At 38.9% G+C, this 19,419-nt stretch carries 17 protein-coding genes; 11 read left to right on the plus strand and 6 right to left on the minus strand.

Annotated features, from left to right (window positions below; translation table 11 throughout):
* Positions 1 to 56 precede the first annotated feature (56 nt).
* Positions 57 to 2,636 (plus strand): cation-translocating P-type ATPase, encoded by a 2,580-nt coding sequence (locus JYB62_RS07645; RefSeq protein WP_205644811.1) that lies wholly within the window; start codon positions 57 to 59, stop codon positions 2,634 to 2,636.
* A 296-nt stretch (positions 2,637 to 2,932) separates the two neighbouring features.
* Positions 2,933 to 3,310 (plus strand): hypothetical protein, encoded by a 378-nt coding sequence (locus JYB62_RS07650; protein ID WP_205644812.1) that lies wholly within the window; start codon positions 2,933 to 2,935, stop codon positions 3,308 to 3,310.
* Positions 3,311 to 3,470: 160 nt separating this feature from the next.
* Here the strand turns inward: JYB62_RS07650 and thiL are convergent, their stop codons facing one another.
* Positions 3,471 to 4,499 carry a thiamine-phosphate kinase gene (gene thiL, locus JYB62_RS07655; protein WP_205644813.1) on the minus strand — a complete coding sequence of 343 codons (1,029 nt, stop codon included), beginning with the start codon at positions 4,497 to 4,499 and terminating at the stop codon, positions 3,471 to 3,473.
* 96 nt (positions 4,500 to 4,595) lie between these two features.
* Positions 4,596 to 5,000, minus strand: coding sequence for a methylmalonyl-CoA epimerase (gene mce / locus JYB62_RS07660; protein ID WP_205644814.1), 405 nt, complete (start codon positions 4,998 to 5,000; stop codon positions 4,596 to 4,598).
* 95 nt (positions 5,001 to 5,095) lie between these two features.
* Between mce and JYB62_RS07665 the strand changes: the two genes are divergently transcribed.
* The 4 genes from JYB62_RS07665 to JYB62_RS07680 all read left to right on the plus strand — a co-directional run bounded on the left by JYB62_RS07665 (position 5,096) and on the right by JYB62_RS07680 (position 9,051).
* Positions 5,096 to 5,422 (plus strand): HesB/IscA family protein, encoded by a 327-nt coding sequence (locus JYB62_RS07665; RefSeq protein ID WP_074223443.1) that lies wholly within the window; start codon positions 5,096 to 5,098, stop codon positions 5,420 to 5,422.
* A 149-nt stretch (positions 5,423 to 5,571) separates the two neighbouring features.
* Positions 5,572 to 6,669, plus strand: coding sequence for a glycine cleavage system aminomethyltransferase GcvT (gcvT, locus tag JYB62_RS07670; protein WP_205644815.1), 1,098 nt, complete (start codon positions 5,572 to 5,574; stop codon positions 6,667 to 6,669).
* Positions 6,666 to 7,379, plus strand: a complete 714-nt coding sequence (locus tag JYB62_RS07675) for a 2-phosphosulfolactate phosphatase (RefSeq protein WP_205644816.1) — start codon at positions 6,666 to 6,668, stop codon at positions 7,377 to 7,379. Before gcvT ends, JYB62_RS07675 begins: the two co-directional genes overlap by 4 nt.
* Before the next feature lie 193 nt (positions 7,380 to 7,572).
* Positions 7,573 to 9,051: an alpha-amylase gene (locus JYB62_RS07680; protein ID WP_205644817.1), complete on the plus strand. Its 1,479-nt coding sequence runs from the start codon at positions 7,573 to 7,575 to the stop codon at positions 9,049 to 9,051.
* A gap of 205 nt (positions 9,052 to 9,256) precedes the next feature.
* Here JYB62_RS07680 and JYB62_RS07685 read toward each other — a convergent pair whose 3' ends face one another.
* Together JYB62_RS07685 and JYB62_RS07690 are read right to left on the minus strand one after the other, a co-directional pair.
* Positions 9,257 to 10,018: a PIG-L deacetylase family protein gene (locus JYB62_RS07685; RefSeq protein WP_205644818.1), complete on the minus strand. Its 762-nt coding sequence runs from the start codon at positions 10,016 to 10,018 to the stop codon at positions 9,257 to 9,259.
* Between the two features lie 5 nt (positions 10,019 to 10,023).
* On the minus strand, positions 10,024 to 10,782 hold the full coding sequence (locus tag JYB62_RS07690; protein ID WP_205644819.1) for an SDR family NAD(P)-dependent oxidoreductase: 759 nt from the start codon (positions 10,780 to 10,782) through the stop codon (positions 10,024 to 10,026).
* Between the two features lie 196 nt (positions 10,783 to 10,978).
* On the opposite strand from JYB62_RS07690, the gene JYB62_RS07695 reads away from it, so the two are divergent.
* Positions 10,979 to 12,457 carry a sulfatase gene (locus JYB62_RS07695; protein ID WP_205644820.1) on the plus strand — a complete coding sequence of 493 codons (1,479 nt, stop codon included), beginning with the start codon at positions 10,979 to 10,981 and terminating at the stop codon, positions 12,455 to 12,457.
* A gap of 102 nt (positions 12,458 to 12,559) precedes the next feature.
* On the opposite strand, the gene JYB62_RS07700 is transcribed toward JYB62_RS07695, so the two are convergent.
* On the minus strand, positions 12,560 to 12,898 hold the full coding sequence (locus JYB62_RS07700; protein WP_205644821.1) for a nucleotide pyrophosphohydrolase: 339 nt from the start codon (positions 12,896 to 12,898) through the stop codon (positions 12,560 to 12,562).
* Positions 12,899 to 13,016: 118 nt separating this feature from the next.
* Between JYB62_RS07700 and JYB62_RS07705 the strand changes: the two genes are divergently transcribed.
* From JYB62_RS07705 to JYB62_RS07715, 3 genes are read left to right on the plus strand one after another with little or no spacing between them, the layout of a single operon-like run.
* Positions 13,017 to 13,661 carry a MarC family protein gene (locus JYB62_RS07705; protein ID WP_205644822.1) on the plus strand — a complete coding sequence of 215 codons (645 nt, stop codon included), beginning with the start codon at positions 13,017 to 13,019 and terminating at the stop codon, positions 13,659 to 13,661.
* A gap of 12 nt (positions 13,662 to 13,673) precedes the next feature.
* Positions 13,674 to 14,714 carry a zinc-dependent alcohol dehydrogenase family protein gene (locus JYB62_RS07710; protein ID WP_205644823.1) on the plus strand — a complete coding sequence of 347 codons (1,041 nt, stop codon included), beginning with the start codon at positions 13,674 to 13,676 and terminating at the stop codon, positions 14,712 to 14,714.
* 11 nt (positions 14,715 to 14,725) lie between these two features.
* A complete protein-coding gene (locus JYB62_RS07715) occupies positions 14,726 to 15,112 on the plus strand; it encodes an iron chaperone (protein WP_205644824.1) in 387 nt (128 codons plus the stop codon).
* A gap of 4 nt (positions 15,113 to 15,116) precedes the next feature.
* Here the strand turns inward: JYB62_RS07715 and JYB62_RS07720 are convergent, their stop codons facing one another.
* Positions 15,117 to 16,376, minus strand: a complete 1,260-nt coding sequence (locus JYB62_RS07720) for an aminotransferase class V-fold PLP-dependent enzyme (RefSeq protein ID WP_205644825.1) — start codon at positions 16,374 to 16,376, stop codon at positions 15,117 to 15,119.
* Between the two features lie 255 nt (positions 16,377 to 16,631).
* Here JYB62_RS07720 and JYB62_RS20045 point away from each other — a divergent pair, with 255 nt between their 5' ends.
* Positions 16,632 to 19,331 carry an alginate lyase family protein gene (locus tag JYB62_RS20045; RefSeq protein ID WP_317194642.1) on the plus strand — a complete coding sequence of 900 codons (2,700 nt, stop codon included), beginning with the start codon at positions 16,632 to 16,634 and terminating at the stop codon, positions 19,329 to 19,331.
* Positions 19,332 to 19,419 lie beyond the last annotated feature (88 nt).

A 19,419-nucleotide genomic window follows, 5' to 3' on the forward strand; every position in this document is an offset into this window, starting at 1 on the left:
TCAATAATGTCTAAGCAAAACCTAGCTTTTAGTTTTTATAACCACATACTTAACTCGTGATCAATCCAGAAAAACTTTCTATAGATGAGCTGTTAAAAAGCTTAAGAGTAGATCCCACAAAAGGATTGACTGAAGAGGAAGTTTTAAAAAGAAGGTCAATTCATGGTTTGAATCAAATTCAACCAGGGAAAGTTCGATCTTCTTGGAGTATTTTCATCGCCCAATTTAAGAATCTGATTGTAGGGCTATTAGTGGTTGCGGCGCTCGTTTCTTTCTTTTTCGAAGATTATTATGAAATGGTTGCCATACTAGCTGTGATTTTAATCAATGCTGTGATCGGTTTTATTTTGGAATCCCAAGCTAACCGTTCAATGCATGCATTGAAGTCCCTTGAGCAGCCCAATGCAAAAGTAATTAGACAGGGTAAAGTTATTCAGATACCATTTCAAGAGTTGGTTCCAGGAGATTTACTATCCGTGGAAGCAGGGGACCTGATTGGGGCGGATGCCCGGCTTTTAAAAACCAATGCACTAGAAGTAAATGAATCTGCCCTTACTGGTGAGTCTTTGCCCACTATCAAACAAACTTCGGCGATTACAGAAGATGTTACTATTGGGGATCAAAGTAACATGATTTTCAGAGGAACTTCCGTTACGAGAGGAAATGGATTAGCATTGGTAGTATTCATTGGAAAGGAGACCCAAATTGGAAATGTATCTTCTATGATAGAGGAAGCCCAAGAAGAAGAACTTCCTCTCAATAAAAAACTGAATAAATTTAGTAAAACTTTAATCTGGTTGAGTTTTGCAATAATGGTTCCCTTCGTAGGTATAGGGCTGCTGCAATCCAAAGAGCCCTACCTGCTGATAGAAACAGCCATTGCCTTGGTGGTAGCAGCCATCCCAGAAGGTTTGCCTATTGTAGCGACCATTGCACTTGCCAGCGGTATGTTAAGACTCTCCAAAAAGAAGGTTCTAGTCAGTAAACTTGCTGCAGTAGAAACTTTGGGAAGTACGAATATCATTTTAACTGATAAAACCGGAACCCTAACAGAAAATCACTTAAAAGTGCTGGAGACACATCCGGAACTATCAAAATCAACCAATTCCACCAATCTACTTACCACCTTGGTTTTATGTAACAATGCTGAGATCAATGATCATGACAAGGATGTCGGAGATCCTGTTGAAATAGCTTTGTTGAAATGGGCTGAAGAAATTGAACCTAATTCAATACATCAAATCAGGTCTATTTGGACCAAAACCGATGAAATGCCTTTTGAAAGTGAAACCAGAATCATGATTACTTTTCATCAAAATGGAAAAGAGCTACGTGTTTCATTGAAAGGGTCCACCACAGAGGTACTTAAAAAATGTAGCTTTTATGAGGAACAAGGAGCAATCAAAAAACTGGATGAGCCAGGAATCCAATATTGGATGGAGCAAACAGATCTGCTTTCAGCAAAAGGTTTGAAGGTATTGGCGGCAGCCTATCAGGTCATCGAAGAACCCAACTCTACTAAAGAAGACCATTTTATACTAGCTGGACTGGTAGGGCTTCAAGATCCTCCTAGACATGATGTACAAGACTCCATTGCTGAATTCAAAAACGCTGGGATTCGAGTAGTCATGGTTACAGGTGATCATCCTGAGACCTCCAAGGCTATTGCCAAGGACATAGGACTAATAGATGAACATGATCATCATGTCATGCAGGGAAAAGACCTGTTATTCGACTCTGAAAAGACTTCAGAGCTTTTAAATACTTCAGTTTTTTCAAGGGTGAGTCCAGAACAGAAGCTTAGATTAGTGGAGTTTTATCAGTCACAAAATTTGGTAGTAGCCATGACGGGAGATGGTGTGAACGATGCTCCTGCCTTAAAAAAAGCAGACATAGGTATTGCTATGGGGCTCAGAGGAACCGAAGTTGCCAAGGAAGCAGCAGACATGATTTTACAAAATGATTCATTCACCTCCATCACAGATGCCATTAAACAAGGTAGAATCATATTCAACAACATCAGAAACTTCGTTATTTTCTTGCTTTCCTGTAACCTAAGTGAGATTCTAGTGGTGTCGAGTGCAGCATTTTTAAATTGGGGATCTCCTTTGCTTCCACTGCAAATTCTCTTCCTCAACATTGTCACAGACGTTTTCCCTGCCCTAGCTTTAGGAATGGGGCAAGGAAGTAAAAAAGATGTTCTACAAGAACCTCGAACCATCAATGAACCCATTTTAACAAAAGCTTATTGGAGATCTTTGATCGTATATGCACTAACCATCACTTTGAGCATACTAGGAGTTTATGCGTACGCATCTTTTCATTTAGGGCTTAGCGAGATCCAAACCAACAACGTAGCCTTTTTTACCCTGGCTTTTGCCCAACTGTTCCATCCTTTCAATTTGATCAAAAGAGGGGCAAATATTTTCCAAAATAGCATTGTCAGAAATCCACATTTATGGGCCTCTATTATCTTCTGTTCACTGCTATTATTGGGGGCTAGTTTGATCAGTCCTATCAACCAACTTTTGGAACTTTCCTTCCCCAAAAAAGAGATGTGGAATCTCATTTTTATCGGTAGTTTATTACCCATACCCCTGATCCATTTTTTCAAATTTTTGAAATTGATCAATTAAATTTTAAGATAGGAAATGTTCTTTTAGAATGGGGTCAAAAAGAAGTGATAAAGTGATGTTTTTGTAAAGGAAATTTCGACTTAAAAACACCATGAAAAGGGAGTGAAAACCTCTACATTTTTGAGGTCTAATCAAGAGGTAACTTTCTTTCAATTTATTCAATTCAAATAAACATGGAAATTGAGTCAAAATTGTCCGTACTTTGTTCTCAAAGGTTACCCAAAAAAAAGTTAGAAATGGAATGAAAAAGCGGAACCTTGAAAGAAAAAATTGTGAATAAAATACTCGTATAAAAAATGATTTCAGATTTCAACGATCCAGAATTAAGCGGAAAATATTTAGGAACCATTACTCAGGATTTTGTGAAAATTTCTGACACTTTAAAGGAAGCATCGTATCAAGTACGCTCTAGAAAATTTTCAGACTATCCCATTTTCCCAATCTCAAAAGAGATGCAACCCATCGGTAAAATATTTTTAGGCAAGGCTGAAAAAGGCTTGGACTGGAATTATTTCATCACCTATGTAGATGAGTTTGTTCAGCGAAAATTGATCTCGGAGGAGGCGCTAGAAGACTTTAAAAAAGCTTATAAAGACCCGGATGAATTCTGCTGTCTATTTGTCATGGATGGAGCTTTCACAAGTTTTGTCTACGTACCTTACCCTAATGAATAGGCTATCTAAGTACCATAAAAAAAGCTTTACCTTTAATTTAGGTAAAGCTTTTTTGTTTACTGATTTTCAATTTGATATACAAACATATGTTAAGTCATAATTGACTACTTAAACTACTTAGAATTGCTAATTTTCAATACTAAGTTTATACTTAAGTAGTTTAGAAATGCTTCCAGCCCTGCGCTTTGATCTGAACGGCGGTTCCACTCTTTGTGACCAGATATTTTCCTTCAGCTTCTTTTGTAATATGACCAATGAAATGGATATCTGGATGCTTTTCCAACTTCTTAAAATCTTTCTGATCGATGGTGAAAAGAAGTTCATAATCCTCACCTCCATTTAGGACACAGGTGATGGGATCCAAGTTCAATTCTACAGCTGTATCAAATGTTTGCTTGTCGATAGGAAGCTTGTCTTCATAGATGGTTGCTCCTACCCCTGAGGCTTTACAGATATGGAAAATTTCCGAGGCAAGTCCATCCGAAATATCCATCATACTAGTGGGTACTACACCTAGTTCTCCCAACTCATGAACAATGTCCATTCTAGCGTCTGGTCTGAGTTGTCGACCGGTAACTATGGTGTATTTTTCAAGATCAGGTTTCATGTCAGGATTTGCCAAAAAAACCTGCTTTTCCCGCTCCAAAATTTGAAGGCCAACCAAGGCTGCCCCAAGGTCTCCTGTGACACAAAGTATGTCATTTTCTTTGGCTCCTGATCGATATGAAATCTGTTCTTTTTTTGCTTCTCCGATGGCAGTAATTGAGATAGCCAAACCTGTTCTGGAAGCGGTGGTATCTCCCCCAATTAAGTCCACTCCATAATGGTCACAGGCAGCATAAATTCCTTCATATAATGCCTCCACCGCTTCCAATGAAAAACGATTGGAAAGTGCGATGCTTACGGTAATTTGTTTTGGGATTGCATTCATGGCTGCAATGTCAGAAACATTCACTGCAACAGCCTTAAATCCTAAGTGAGGAAGTGGTGCATAGGAAAGGTCAAAATGTACTCCTTCCATCAACAAATCTGTAGATACTACTTTTACATGGTCTCCAGAATCTATCACCGCTGCATCATCTCCAATTCCTTTGAGGGAAGATGGATTTTTGATAATTACTTTTTTGTTGAGTCGGTCAATTAGACCAAACTCTCCCAAATCACTAATTTCTGTTCTTTTCTCTGACATATTTTTTTTACAAGGTACCAAGCCCAAAGTCCAATGCTTTTAAAGCAAAACCATTGGGCTGATTATTGTTTACTTTTTACTTTTTACTTTTTAATTCTAAACTGAAATCTCTTGACAGAGTTCTACCAAAACCCCATTCGTACTTCTAGGGTGCAAAAATACCACTAATTTATTGTCCGCACCTAGTTTTGGCGTTTCATTCAGGATTTGGAATCCTTCCTTTTTAAGTCTTTCTACCTCAGCATGAATATCTTCCACATCAAATGCGATATGATGAACTCCTTCTGACTTCCGGTCAATAAACTTAGCAATTGGGCTGTTTTCACGAGTTGCCTGAAGCAATTCTACTTTGGTTTCCCCAACTTGAAAAAATGAGGTTTCAACCCCCTCACCTTCTACCCGCTCAGTCTTAAAATGCTCTTTTCCCAATAAGCGTGCAAAAAGTGCATTGGATTCTTGAAGATTGGAAACAGCAATCCCTATATGTTCAATTTTCTTCATTTTTAAATTTCTTATATTTGCCATTGAATTATTTTCAAGTAGTTGATGTTGCCATCAATACTGAATCATTGAATATAAAGTAAAAGCATAAAGATATGATAATCGTTTCTGACAAAGCCAAAGAGCGAATCCTTGAACTCAAAAGAGAAGAAGGTCGCCAAGAAGGAGAAAACATCAGAGTTTCTGTGAAAGGTGGTGGCTGCTCAGGTTTGATGTATGACTTGGGTTTTGATGCCAATACAGTAGAAACTGATCATGTATTTGAAGATAAAGGAGTAAAAATCATCGTAGACCGTAAAAGCTTATTGTACCTCGCAGGAACTACTTTGGAATTTACAGATGGGTTAAACGGAAAGGGATTTCAGTTTATCAACCCAAATGCCTCCAGAACTTGTGGATGTGGAGAAAGCTTCTCTATTTAATTCAGAAAATTGTTTAAATAATAGAAAAGACAGCCTTAAAAGCTGTCTTTTTTTTTGTTTATAAGGATTTCCCTTTCCTTTTTCAATTTCCCATTCCGCAAAATCCACCTCATTCCTTACCTTTGCACACGTTAAATTTTACCCAAATTATGGAAGATCAAATCAAAAAAATTCAACTCAACGACCTACACATCGCCATTGGAGGCAAAATGGTACCGTTTGCAGGTTATAATATGCCCGTTCGATACAGCTCGGATAAGGAAGAACATCTTTGTGTAAGGAATGGAGTGGGCGTTTTTGATGTATCTCATATGGGAGAGTTTATGGTGGAGGGTCCAGAAGCCTTGAACTTAATTCAAAAAGTAACTTCAAATGATGCTTCCAAACTAATCAATGGTCAAGCACAATACTCCTGCTTTCCGAATGAAACAGGTGGAATCGTTGATGATTTAATCGTCTACAAATTTGAAGATGAAAAATATATGCTGGTGGTCAATGCTTCCAATATCGATAAGGATTGGGCTTGGATAAACAAGTTCAACACCATGGGAGCCAAATTGACCAATATCTCAGATGAGATTTCCCTTTTCGCTGTACAAGGACCTAAAGCCATAGAGGCTGTTCAAGCCCTAACTCCTGTAAATCTTTCTGAAGTAAAATTCTATCATTTTACAGTGGGTGAATTTGCCGGTGTAAAGGATGTGATCATTTCTGGAACTGGGTATACTGGAGCTGGCGGATTTGAAATCTATGTCAAGAATGAAGATGCTGAGCACGTATGGAAAGCAATATTCGAAGCAGGAAAAGATTTTGATATTAAGCCGATCGGATTAGGCGCAAGAGATACCTTGAGATTAGAGATGGGATATTGCCTTTATGGCAATGACATTACAGATACTACTTCTCCTTTAGAAGCTGGCCTAGGATGGATCACCAAATTCACCAAAGAATTCACCAATTCTGAGGCATTGAAAGCCCAAAAAGAAACGGGTGTTTACAGAAAATTGGTAGGTTTTGTCATGCAAGAAAGAGGAATTCCTAGAGGCCACTACCCTATTGTGGATGCAGCTGGTGAAACTATTGGAGAAGTAACTTCAGGAACTCAATCACCTAGCATGGAAGTAGGAATTGGTTTGGGATATGTAAAAACAGAATTCGCCAAACCTGGGACCGAAATTTTCATCCAAGTAAGGAATAAAAACCTAAAGGCATTAGTCGAAAAGCTGCCTTTATTGAAGACTCCATGAGAAAAGTAGAAATCTGCTTTAGCCCAGAATTAATTCATTTACATTCATTGCAAAGTAAAATCGTAGTGGTGGTAGATATTTTTCGTGCCACCTCTACCATGATTTCCGCACTGGCTAATGGAATATCAGAGATTAAAACGTTTGCAGATTTGGAAGAGTGCAGAAGTATGAAATCTCAAGGATACCTGATTGCCGGTGAAAGAAATGGATTGACTGCACCAGGTTTTGGACTGGGAAATTCTCCAGTGGCCTATTTAAATGAAGCCTATTCGGGGAAAAAATTGGCGATGACCACTACCAATGGAACCTTGGCAATTTCCAAATCAGCCGAAGCCGATGAGGTTTTAATTGGTGCTTTCCCAAACCTAAGTGCCACCATCCGATACCTTCAAGGAAAAGAACAGGACGTTTTGATCCATTGTGCTGGTTGGAAAGGCATGTTTAACCTAGAAGACTCCTTGTATGCAGGAGCCTTGGTGAAAAGCCTGGAATCAAGCCATGAGCCATCTGAAGACGGGGCATTGGCAATGAAAGCATTATTTGAAAAAGAAGGCCATGATCTGAAAGGATTTTTATCAAAAGCTTCTCATGCCAAAAGACTTCAGAATCATAACATTGAATCAGATATTGATTTTTGTTTAACCTTGGATTTATTCAGTTTAATTGGAAAAGTTGAGAACAATTCACTTGTAGCGATTCCAATTCACTAACTATCTGATCAATACTATTTTGTCAAAAACAGCCGGTTTATTTTGTTATAAATCGGCTGTTTTTATTTTATTCAACATTTAACTCCTTTTATTTCTAAAGTTCTTATTAATTAATTAAAAGTAATTTAGCCAAGTATCTCTAAAAGTCGTTTATACGATAACTTAATCGTACTACCACTATCCATTTTTAAGTATGAAAAACGGCACCATGATCCAATTTTTCCATTGGTATACTCCTGAGGATTCTTTATGGAAAGAACTGAAAGAAAAAGCTGAATATCTAGGCTATCTGGGTATTACGTCAGTTTGGTTACCCCCTGCATCGAAAGGAGAACTTGGCGGAATGAGTGTAGGTTATGATAGTTATGACTTGTATGACCTTGGAGAATTTGATCAAAAGGGTTCTGTCAGAACAAAATATGGAACAAAAGATGAATTTTTGGAAGCGACAAAAGCGCTCCATGGTAGAGGGGTGCAATTTATTGTTGATTTTGTTTTTAACCATAAGGCCGGAGGCGATGAATCAGAATTGTTTCATATTGTAAAAGTATGTGAAGATAATAGGCAAAACTATCTCACGGAGTCTTACGAAATTGAAGCATTTACCCGATTTACATTTCCAGGAAGAAATGGGACCTACTCTGACTTTATCTGGGATAGGCATTGCTTTGGAGGTGTAGACTATGATCATCGCAATCAGGAGGCCGGTATCTTTAAAATCATGAGTGAATACGGATATGATTGGCAAGAAATGAATGATGATGAAAAAGGAAATTATGATTTCCTGATGTTTTGTGACATTGAGTTTAGAAATCCGGCCGTAAAGGATCAGCTTCTTAATTATGCAAGTTGGCTCCATGAATTGATCCAATATGATGGAGTAAGGCTGGATGCAGTCAAACACATCCCAGCATCCTTTTTCAAAGAATTTCTCCATTTATTGAGGGAAAGAACAGGTAAAGACCTTTTCGCCGTAGGGGAATATTGGGCACCAGAACAACTGGAATTATTGACCCAATATATTGAAGCGACAGAAGGCACCATGAACATGTTTGATTCGGCATTACAGCACAAGTTTCATCAAGCTTCAAATGCTGGGAGCGACTATGATCTAAGAAAGATTTTTGATGATACGCTTGTTTCCATTAAACCTGAACTAGCCGTGACTTTGGTGGATAATCACGACACCCAGCCACTTCAGGCATTAGAAGCTCCTGTCGAAAGCTGGTTTAAGCCACTTGCTTACGCATTGATATTGCTTCGAAAAGATGGATACCCTTGTGTATTTTATCCAGACTTGTTTGGGGCTTCTTATTGGGACAAAGGTGAAGATGGAAAGGACTATGAAATTTTCATAAATCGCATAGATGAACTGGAATCCATACTCTATATCCGAAAAGATTTCGCTTTCGGAAGGCAACGGGATTATTTTGAAAATCAAAATTTCATCGGCTGGACAAGAGAAGGTGATGAAAATCATTCTGGTTGTGCAGTAGTAATGTCAAATCAAGAAGGAACCACTATTTCCATGGAAATCGGCAAAAGATACGCTAGAAGAAGCTTCCGGGATAAATTGGAGAAAACCCAAGTTAAAGTCTTGATAAACGAATCCGGTTGGGGAGATTTCCATTGTACACCTGGATCTGTTTCAATCTGGACGGAAGTTATCTGAATAAATCTTCTCTCTATTAAATTCTATTATTCCCCTATTTTTTAAAATAGTGTACCAGCCATCGAGGTTTTCACAGTTAAATAGATTGATTTTTTTATGTCTGAATTCTATTGGCCTTGGGAAAAGGCTGCCTAAGTCATAATCAATAAAAGTGATAGAATAGTCTTTTTCATTGTAAGTTTTGAATTTGAAAAGCAAATATCACTTACAAGATTGAGGAGGCTGAGTTTTTGCCATTAAGTTTCACAAAAGCTTCAGCGGCTGGCACCCCGGCTTCCATCCCTCTAAACTTTTCCATTGCCTCATGTCCACAAGCATAGATTCCTAGAGGATCTTGACTTTCATGGCAGAATAAAGCCTTTCTTTTGATTTCCTGTTCATTCGAAATATCTACGTAATCTGTGGGATGAAAAGTCATTGTTTGTTCTCCGGCACAAACTTCGTAAAAGTAAATCTGAAATTTTTTCTTAGTCCTCAATCCTGCTTGCATAGTCAGGATACTTGCTGCCTGATGATCTCTATGAGAGTCTATGGGCCACTGTGTAAAAACCAAATCCGGTTTCTCGCTTTCCATAAACTCAGTCATCTTGGTGATCCACTCATTATTAACCATCGTTTTACCATCTACTTGTCCAAGAAAAGAATGCTTTACATTTAGGATCGAACAAGCAGATTCAGCTTCTTTGGTTCGGATATTTGCAGCTTCCATCTCTGATTTCCCATCAATCCCGCCTTCTCCACGTGTCAGATATAAAACTTTCACATCATGACCTTTTGCACTAAACTTTGCAAGTGTTCCTCCACATCCACTTTCAGGATCATCTGGATGGCCACCTACACAAATCACTTTCAGTTTAGTTCCCTGATCACGAGAATTTGTTTGAGAAAGAGCTGAAAGAGGCAAAGTAGCCAGGCTAAGCATTGATGCTTTTTTAAAGAATTGTCTTCTCGTAGTATTTTGACTCATAATATCTATTTTACTAAAATCCCTCCATCAATTGTATAAGCAGCACCGGTAATCCAAGAAGCTTCATCAGAAACCAAAAAAAGAGCAAGCGATGCGATGTCTTCCGGCTTTCCTAATCGCTTCATCAGCGTACTTTCTGCGGTTTGCTGAACAATCGTTTCCGGGTTTTCAAAAGCTTTTGCAGAATCCCAAATCAGGGGGGTATCCACCGGACCGGGACAAATGGTATTCACACGGATTTCCGGCCCATAATCCACTGCCATTTCTTTTACTAAGGCCACTAGAGCAGCTTTACTAGCACAATACCCCGCATGGTTTGGGAAGCTTTTAAAAGCAGCAATAGAACTATTGGCCAATATCGTTCCGCCTCCATTCTTCTTCATTTCTGGAATTGCAAATCGGGATAAATAAAACACTGCATTCAAATTGGTAGCAAAGGTCTCTTGCCATTCTTCCAAAGAAACCTCAGTCACAGACCCTAACCCTAATTTTCCAGCATTGGTCACCACCATATCGAGTTGACCGAATTGCTTGATTGCAGTTTGGACGAGCAATTCATTCACTTCTATTTTTCCCACATCACCCTTCACAAAAACCGCCTTGCCCCCTCGTAGTTTCAAACTTTTTTCCAGTTCTAACCCTACTTCTAAATTTCTACCACTTATGACTAGAGATGCACCTTCCGCAGAAAATCGTTCTGCAATGGCTTTTCCCATTCCACTGGTAGCTCCTGTAATGATCGCAGTTTTCCCTTTTAACCTCATATTTTATAAATTTCTTTAGTCAGAAAAATAGACTAGATAAGTTCCCAAAGCAAAAATTATAGGAGACAATAGATGGCTATTCTCTTTATTTTACAATTGGCTTTATTAATTATCGCAAGGAAATACCGGTTAAATAAACTAGATTTTAACTTGCTTAAACCTGATTTAACTTCCTTTTCAAACTATCATCAAACCCATGCCTCGCATATTCACTTTCCTATTACTAATTACTTTCTTTATCTCAGAAAACCTACTTGCTCAAGGTTCTGATGACAAAAAACCAAACATACTTTTTATCGCGATTGATGACCTGAGGTCTGAATTAGGTCATTATGGAAACACCCAAATTCAAACACCCCACCTTGATCAATTAGCTGCTTCAGCAGTTAGTTTCACCAATCATTTTGTACAAGTACCTACCTGTGGTGCTTCCAGAGCAGCAATGCTGACAGGCTTTCGTCCAAGGAGAACCGCAGAACTTAGTAACCTCATTATGCAAAATGAATTTTCCGGCAGAGCCGAAAATGAAATGCCAGAGACATTTATCCATCACCTAAGAAGAAATGGATATCATACGGTAGGTATTGGGAAAATCAGTCATTCTGCAGATGGATATGTGTATGAATACGAGGAAGAGGTCTCTTCGAAAAGAGAATTACCATATAGTTGGGATGAATTACTTTTTGATGCAGGAAAATGGGGAACAGGTTGGAATGCATTCTTTGCATATGCCGATGGTGAAAATAGGCAAAGCATGAACAAGCAAGTGAAGCCTTATGAAGCTGGGGAAGTAGATGATTTAGGTTACCCTGATGGATTGACAACACAACTTGCGCTAGAGAAACTGAAGGAATTAAAAGAACAAGACCAACCATTTTTTCTTGGTGTGGGGTTATTCAAACCTCACCTTCCTTTTACTTCTCCCAAAAAGTATTGGGACTTATATGATGAAAGCGCTATCCCTATCGCGGGTAATCCAACAAAGCCTAAATATGTTTCTGAAAGCAGTTTGTTGCCAAGTGGAGAATTTAATCAATATGCCTTAGGGGAAGAACACCCAGACTTGGAAACAGTGGCTTCCGAGGCTTATGCAAAAAAAATCAAACATGCTTATTATGCTGCCGCAAGCTATTCAGATGCACAGGTAGGATTGATTTTGAATGAATTAAAAGCCTTAGACTTGGATAAAAATACCATTGTGATCGTATGGGGAGATCATGGATGGCATTTAGGAGAACAGCAGATTTGGGGAAAGCATACCCTGTTTGAAAATGCTTTAAATAGTGCTTTGATAATCAAAATCCCTGGAAAAGAAGAAAAAGCCAGACTTGAAAACAGTATTGTGGAATCGGTAGATATCTACCCTACCATCATAGAATTAGCTGGAATTGAAACTCCCTATGAATTGGATGGTGAAAGTTTAGTTCCTTTGATTGAACAATTAGAAACACCCTCCGAACAAACAGCTTATGGTTATTTCAAAAGAGGTATTACTGTAAGAAATGATCGGTACAGACTCACCAGGTATTTCCGAGATCAAGAGCCTATTATTGAACTGTATGATCATGAAAATGATCCCCTTGAATCCATCAACATTGCTGCTCAAAATCCAGAGGTCATACAAAGGCTCATGCCATTATTGGAAAAAGGGAATACAGGATTGTATGATCAATAAAAACATCAAGGATAGACTCACTACTTATCTAAAATGGATGTAAGACTGAATCTTACCAAGAATTAATTGGTTTTTTTAGTATTGAATTCAGTTCAGATTGATTCATTTCAACTTATCATTATTCTTATGTCGATCAATATCACGGATATTCTTCTTTTCTAAATTCTTCCTTAAAGCCTCGGTCAAATCCACTCCAGTCTGATTGGCCAGACACAATAATACCCAGAGTATATCCGCCATTTCATCTCCCAGATCTTTTCCTTTATCTGATTCTTTAAAAGACTGTTCACCATAAGTTCTTGCCATAATCCTGGCCAATTCTCCCACTTCTTCCATTAAAATGGTCATATTGGTCAATTCATTGAAGTATCGGACTCCAACTGTTTTGATCCAGTTATCTACCTGCTCTTGAGCTTCCGAGAGCGTTATTTCTTTTTTCATTTGAATTTTCAATGGTTCTTGAAATAAAATATTAAAAGTACCAAGCTAGGAAACAGTAGAAAACAATTCTGCTTTTTTATCTTGCTTAATCTTTCTAAAATAATTACACCACTCACATATGTCTATTTCGACTAGCGAATTATTTACTTTTTCACTCTCAGTATTTACAGGATTTTTCGCCATTATGAATCCAATTGCCAATGTACCGATATTTACCTCTTTAGTAGAGGATGCAGATAAAGAGACAAAACGGAAAATCAGTAAGAAAGCCACAACCGTTGCATTCCTGATTGTATTTGTTTTCGTTTTACTAGGGAAGTTTATTTTTGAGATATTTGGCATTACCATTCCTGCTTTTAAGATTACGGGTGGATTATTAATCTTTTTTGTGGGCTTTGAAATGCTTCAATCAAAAAAATCCACTGTAAAAAATTTAAAGGAAACTGCATTCGATGAGAATATTGCAATTTCCCCCTTAGCCATCCCCATCCTGGCTGGTCCTGGAACCATTGTCACTGCGATGAACTTTGTTTCTTCCGGTGATTTCATTCATATAGGGATAGTAATTGCCGTTTATGCCATCATGTGTATTCTGACTCATTGGGCCTTTCGATTGGGAGATAAACTCGTGCTTCGTGTAGGGAAGAATGTCATTACAGTGATCGGAAAAATCATGGGTTTAATCATTGCCATTATCGGAACCAGTATGATCATCGAAGGGATCAAAGTGGCATTTGACATTCAAGTACCAGGAATAAACTAATTACAAAATCCTATGAAAGCGCTCCTCTATGAATCTTTTCAATCTACCCCTAAAATCACCAAGGTTCAAGACCCATCTCCAAGTTCAGACGGAGTTGTGATTGAAGTGAAGGCTACAGGGCTTTGCCGTTCCGATTGGCATGGGTGGATGGGTCATGATGAGGATATTAAATTACCGCATGTTCCAGGGCATGAATTTTCAGGCATCATCTCAGCTATAGGCAAGGATGTAAAAAACTGGAAGATTGGAGATCGAGTCTCCGTTCCTTTTGTTTGCGCCTGTGGAGCCTGCCCTGAATGTACTTCTGGTAACCACCAAGTCTGTGATGCTCAATTTCAACCTGGATTTACCCATTGGGGTTCTTTCGCAGAATTCGTAGCCATCGATAGAGCAGAAGTCAACTTAGTTGCTTTACCGGACCAAGTCAGTTTCGAAACAGCAGCAAGCTTAGGCTGTAGATTTGCTACCTCATTTAGGGCAATAGTAGCACAGGGCAAAGTGACTGGCGGACAATGGGTAGCCGTGCATGGATGCGGAGGAGTGGGCCTTTCTGCAATTATGATTGCCAATGCTCTGGGAGCAAATGTAATCGCCATTGATATTGACGAGGAGAAATTGAAATTGGCAAAATCAATAGGTGCAGTTTATACTATTAATAGCCTGAACAATCCTAACCCAGTTGAACAAATCAGAGAATTCACAAAAGGAGGTGTACAAGTATCAATAGATGCATTGGGAAGCCCTACAACTTCTTTTAATTCCATTGCCAACCTGCGAAAAAGAGGAAAGCATATCCAAGTAGGCCTCATGCTCGGAGATCACAAACATGCTGCAGTTCCCATGAACCAAATACTTTCCAAGGAGCTGGAAATTTATGGGAGCCATGGCATGCAAGCTTATAAGTATCCGGAAATGTTGGAGATGATCTTGCAAAACAAAATGAACCCTGAATTATTGATAGGAAAGCATATCCGACTGGACCAAGCCATTGAGGAATTGACTGAAATGAATAAATTTAAAGGAACGGGCATTACCATCATCAACTCTTTTTAACTGCTTCTCCCATGAATCCAAAGCCAAGTTCCATCGAAGAATACATATCTTGGTTTCCTTCTGAAATTCAAGAAAAACTTCGAGTCATTCGGGAAACCCTAAAAAAAGCTGTTCCAGAGGCGACGGAAGTCATCAGTTACCACATGCCCGCCATCAAAACAACTGAAGTATTGGTCTATTATGCAGCGATGAAAAATCATTTAGGATATTATCCTACCAATCACCCCATAGAAGAATTCAAAAAAGAACTGGAAGGGTTTCATACTTTGAAAGGAGCCATACAAATTCCTTATTCGGTAGATTTGCCCTTGAAGCTTATTTCTGACATCGCTATCTACAGAAATGAAAAAGCCAAGCAAAATGCTGAAATGAAAAAATTGAAGAAAAAGAATAAATAATGGGTTAAGCCAACACTTTTTGAACTGCATTCAGCAAAGCATTGACCTCTGATTTCTTGTTGTAAATATGTGTCGATATACGGATCGCATTGATTCCTCCTTCCGGAACAATTCGAATTCTAAATCCTTCTTGACTGATTTCCCTATAGGCCACATCGTAGGCTTTATTTTTAGGTTTGAAGGCGACCATGCATATCCTGGATTCAGCTTCTTTTGGAGTAATAATTTCTAGCTGATTATTCATTTCTTCCAAGCCATCATACAGCTGCTGGTTCAAATACCGAATCCTGGATTCTATTTTTTGTCTTCCTATTTCCTTATGAAAATTGATGGCAGCCAATACCCCTTTGATCATCGGTAAACTTTGGCTCCCATAATCATATCGATGTGCGGTGTCCACATATCCATTCAGCTCTAAGGGCACCTGATGCAGATCATATCCTGTTTCAGAATATGCTCCTACTTGAAAAGCTTGTAATTGATCCAATAAATCTTCTTTTACATACAAAAAACCACTTCCATTTGGCCCCAATACCCATTTATGATAACTGCTAGCATAAAAATCAACACCCAGCTCTTTTAAATTCAAGTCAAAGGTTCCCGCTCCATGAGCCCCATCAATTGCCGTGTAGATTCCTTTACTTCTGGCAAAATCCGCAATTTCTTTAATGGGCATGACCAGACCAGTCGTACAAGTAATATGAGGGATAGCAATCACCTTGGTTTTGGGTGTAACCATGCTTTTAATTAAATCCAGATTTTCCTCCTGTGTTTTACCTGGTTCAAAAGGTTTCAGCACGATTCCATGTAGTTTTGCTCTGTTCAACCATGGAATGGCATTTCCCGCGTGTTCATGGTACGTAATAATCACTTCATCTCCTGCCTTCAACGGTAAACCCCAAACCATAATATTAATCCCTTCTGTTGTATTATGAGTCAATGAAATTTCCGATTCTTTGATTCCTACAAAAGCTGCTAATTGGGCACGAAAAGGAGCAATATGCCCATATTCCCCCGAGGTATTCGTTTGTTCAAATGAGTCTTGTAATGCATCTAAAACAGGCTTTGGAGAGGGGCCAAATGTTCCATTATTCATGTAAATGCGACTTTTAGTCAATGGAAACTGTCCCCTTACTTGCTCCCAAAAATCCTCTCCTTGAAGAGTTGAGTTTAACCCATTTGCTTGAACCTCCTGAAATCCTACAAATCTAGGAGCAATCACGCCAAGACCTAGTTGTTGCAAAAAGGATCTTCTACTCTTCATATTAGTTGGTTTTGAAATTCAAAAAAATAGAATTTGAAAGGGTTCTTCAAATACTAATGAGCTTTAAATATAGAATAAAAATTAATCTTTGATCTCACCTCCTATTCATCAGATATCAAAGAAATACATAAAAAAAATCAACTTTCATCCTAAATAGAAACAATACTAGAACCGCTTAAATTTATCAGGAATCTATACTTTCATACCATCAAAAATAATTGCATTTTAAATCTTGATTCAATCTTAAAACCCAAGATGCCGCAATCCCTTTTAATTCTGTTTTTTACTTTTTTCTCAACCCTCAATGTAGTTGGAGAATCTGAATATCTTGTATCTAATCCTTATGCTAAGGAAAAAGAAAGAGTAGTTCGATTGGCGGAAGAATATACCACCTTCAAACCCATCACAGTAACTGCTGAACAAAGCCCTAGAAGTGCTGGAGGAATCCATGATTTTTACTCGGAAGGGGATTATTGGTGGCCAGATCCTTCAAACCCATCTGGCCCTTATATTCAACGGGACGGACTCACCAATCCAGATAATTTCACCGCCCACCGAGAGGCCATGATCCAGTTCAGTCAGATTTCCGGTGCGTTGGCATCTGCGTATTTAGTGACGAACAAAGTAAAATACGTACAAGCTCTGGCGCCTCACCTGAAAGCCTGGTTTATTAATGAAGAAACCAAAATGAACCCAAGCCTACTATATGCCCAAGCAATCAAAGGAAAAGTGACGGGTAGAGGAATTGGCATTATAGACACCATTCATTTGATGGAAGTGGCAAAGGCGATCGAAGCTGTTGAAAATTCGGGAGTAATTCCAAAATCAGAAATTCAGCAAATGAAAGATTGGTTTGGGTCTTACCTAGAATGGATGACTACTCACCCCTATGGAATCGATGAACGGGATCATGGAAATAATCACAGTGTATGTTGGACCATGCAGGCAGCAGTCTTTGCCAAGCTTGTAGGAAACCAAGAAGTCCTGGATTTCTGTAAAGAGATGTATAAAAACGTATTGCTTCCAGATCAAATGGACGATGATGGAAGCTTTCCGCTAGAACTCAAGCGCACCAAACCTTACGGTTATTCCTTGTTCACCCTGGATGCCATGGCTACGCTTTGCCAGGTATTTGCAGAGGAGACTAAAAGTCTATTCCAATATCAAACCTCCGATGGGAAGTCTTTGGAACGAGGAATCGCATTTTTATTTCCGTATGTAAAGGATAAAAACTCCTGGCCCTATGAAAAAGATGTCATGTTTTGGGAGGAATGGCCAGTGCGGCATCCATTCCTTTTATTTGGCGGCATAGCTTATGAAAAAGAGAACTATTTACAGCTTTGGAATCAGCTGGAGTCGGACTTCGATACTCCTGAAGTGGTCCGAAATATGCCTGTGAGGTTTCCTTTACTATGGGTTTCTGAGAAAGAATTAAACAGGCAACATCCACTTCCCATTACAAATGATCAGCTTCAACAATTCATCTCGGCTGGATCCATAAGCTACAAAGATTTTGGTGCGATGGGAGATGGGGAAACGGACGATATGGATGCAATCGTCGCAACCCACGAGTTTGCCAATGAGCATGGGTTGAATGTAAAAGCAGATGACATGGCCACCTATTACTTGGGAGGAGCAGGAAAAACCGCCATCATTCAAACAAATACTGACTTTGGCTCAGCTAGCTTTGTCATTGATGATCGAGCCGTCCAAAATCGTACGGCTCCGATTTTTCTTGTTAGTTCCAAATTGCAATCCTATCCGCTGGAAGGAATTTCCACGCTCAAAAGAAACCAAGAGAAACTGGAAGTCACATTCCCTGAACCAAGCCTAATCACCGTTACCAACTCCAACAAAAAACAATACATCCGCTTTGGATTAAACCAAAACATTGGTGCTTCACAGACAGATATTTTTCTAGTAGACACAAAAGGGAATGTGGATATGAATACCCCCATTATCTGGGATTTTGAAGAAATCACTGATATCACGGTGTTGCCGATAGATGAAAAAGTTCTCAACATCAAAGGCGGCAAGTTTACTACGATCGCAAATCAAGAAGAATCCAAGTACAATTATTATAGCCGAAATATCTCCATCAAACGATCTAATGTAATGGTCGATGGATTAGAGCACCGAATTATTGGCGAAGGTGACCAAGGTGCTCCCTATGGTGGGTTCCTGAACATCAGTAATTGCACGAATGTCACAGTCCAAAACACCATATTAACCGGTCATAAAACCTATCAAACCATTGGCAATGCTGGTAAACCCGTTTCCATGGGGAGTTATGATATTTCCGTCAGCCGAGCATTGAATGTTTCCTTTATTAACTGTAGTCAAACCAATGACATTGACGATCCCACTTATTGGGGAATCATGGGGTCTAATTATTGTAAAAACCTGTTGTATGACCATTGTACCCTCTCCCGTTTTGATGCGCACATGGGGGTAGCTAATGCTACGATCCGTAATTCGACGATGGGACATATGGGAATCAATGCGATTGGAAGTGGGACCCTGCTTGTTGAAAACACCACTATCAGAGGAAGAAGTGTGATCAATTTGCGTTCTGATTATGGCAGCACTTGGCAAGGAGCCTTCATCATTCGTGATTGTACCTTTATTCCAAATGGAGGTAAACCATATAGTGCTTCCCTGATTAATGGGTATAATTCTGGCCAGCATGACTTCGGTTATACCTGCTACATGCCTAAAAAAATCACATTTGAAAACCTGAAAATCGAAGACTCCAATCATCCAGAGGGTTATCAAGGTCCTGCCATTTTTCACAATTTTAATCCTGAAAATAGTGATGCTTCCTATCAGGAAAAGTTTCCCTATGTAATCACAAAAGAGGTCGTTTTAGATAATGTGACTACTTCCAGTGGGAAAGAGTTAAGATTAAGCGAGAATCCCTATATGTTTAGAACTGTGAAAGTGGTCACCAAATAAAACATAGGTTAAATGGACCTTTGGCTACCTGGTTAACCGTTAGCCAATAACTTACTTCATAAAATTTCCTATTGGACCACTTTTCAAA

Source organism: Algoriphagus lutimaris, assembly GCF_017051705.1.
Taxonomy (GTDB): domain Bacteria; phylum Bacteroidota; class Bacteroidia; order Cytophagales; family Cyclobacteriaceae; genus Algoriphagus; species Algoriphagus lutimaris.

Coding starts and splice junctions, on each gene's coding strand:
- JYB62_RS07720 (WP_205644825.1), bottom strand. CDS start 16,376: ATGAAGAGTAGAAGATCCTTTTTGCAACAACTAGGTCTTGGCGTGATT.
- JYB62_RS07715 (WP_205644824.1), top strand. CDS start 14,726: ATGAATCCAAAGCCAAGTTCCATCGAAGAATACATATCTTGGTTTCCT.
- JYB62_RS07675 (WP_205644816.1), top strand. CDS start 6,666: ATGAGAAAAGTAGAAATCTGCTTTAGCCCAGAATTAATTCATTTACAT.
- JYB62_RS07680 (WP_205644817.1), top strand. CDS start 7,573: ATGAAAAACGGCACCATGATCCAATTTTTCCATTGGTATACTCCTGAG.
- JYB62_RS07650 (WP_205644812.1), top strand. CDS start 2,933: ATGATTTCAGATTTCAACGATCCAGAATTAAGCGGAAAATATTTAGGA.
- JYB62_RS07700 (WP_205644821.1), bottom strand. CDS start 12,898: ATGAAAAAAGAAATAACGCTCTCGGAAGCTCAAGAGCAGGTAGATAAC.
- JYB62_RS07665 (WP_074223443.1), top strand. CDS start 5,096: ATGATAATCGTTTCTGACAAAGCCAAAGAGCGAATCCTTGAACTCAAA.
- thiL (WP_205644813.1), bottom strand. CDS start 4,499: ATGTCAGAGAAAAGAACAGAAATTAGTGATTTGGGAGAGTTTGGTCTA.
- JYB62_RS07690 (WP_205644819.1), bottom strand. CDS start 10,782: ATGAGGTTAAAAGGGAAAACTGCGATCATTACAGGAGCTACCAGTGGA.
- mce (WP_205644814.1), bottom strand. CDS start 5,000: ATGAAGAAAATTGAACATATAGGGATTGCTGTTTCCAATCTTCAAGAA.
- JYB62_RS07695 (WP_205644820.1), top strand. CDS start 10,979: ATGCCTCGCATATTCACTTTCCTATTACTAATTACTTTCTTTATCTCA.
- JYB62_RS20045 (WP_317194642.1), top strand. CDS start 16,632: ATGCCGCAATCCCTTTTAATTCTGTTTTTTACTTTTTTCTCAACCCTC.
- JYB62_RS07710 (WP_205644823.1), top strand. CDS start 13,674: ATGAAAGCGCTCCTCTATGAATCTTTTCAATCTACCCCTAAAATCACC.
- JYB62_RS07685 (WP_205644818.1), bottom strand. CDS start 10,018: ATGAGTCAAAATACTACGAGAAGACAATTCTTTAAAAAAGCATCAATG.
- gcvT (WP_205644815.1), top strand. CDS start 5,572: ATGGAAGATCAAATCAAAAAAATTCAACTCAACGACCTACACATCGCC.
- JYB62_RS07705 (WP_205644822.1), top strand. CDS start 13,017: ATGTCTATTTCGACTAGCGAATTATTTACTTTTTCACTCTCAGTATTT.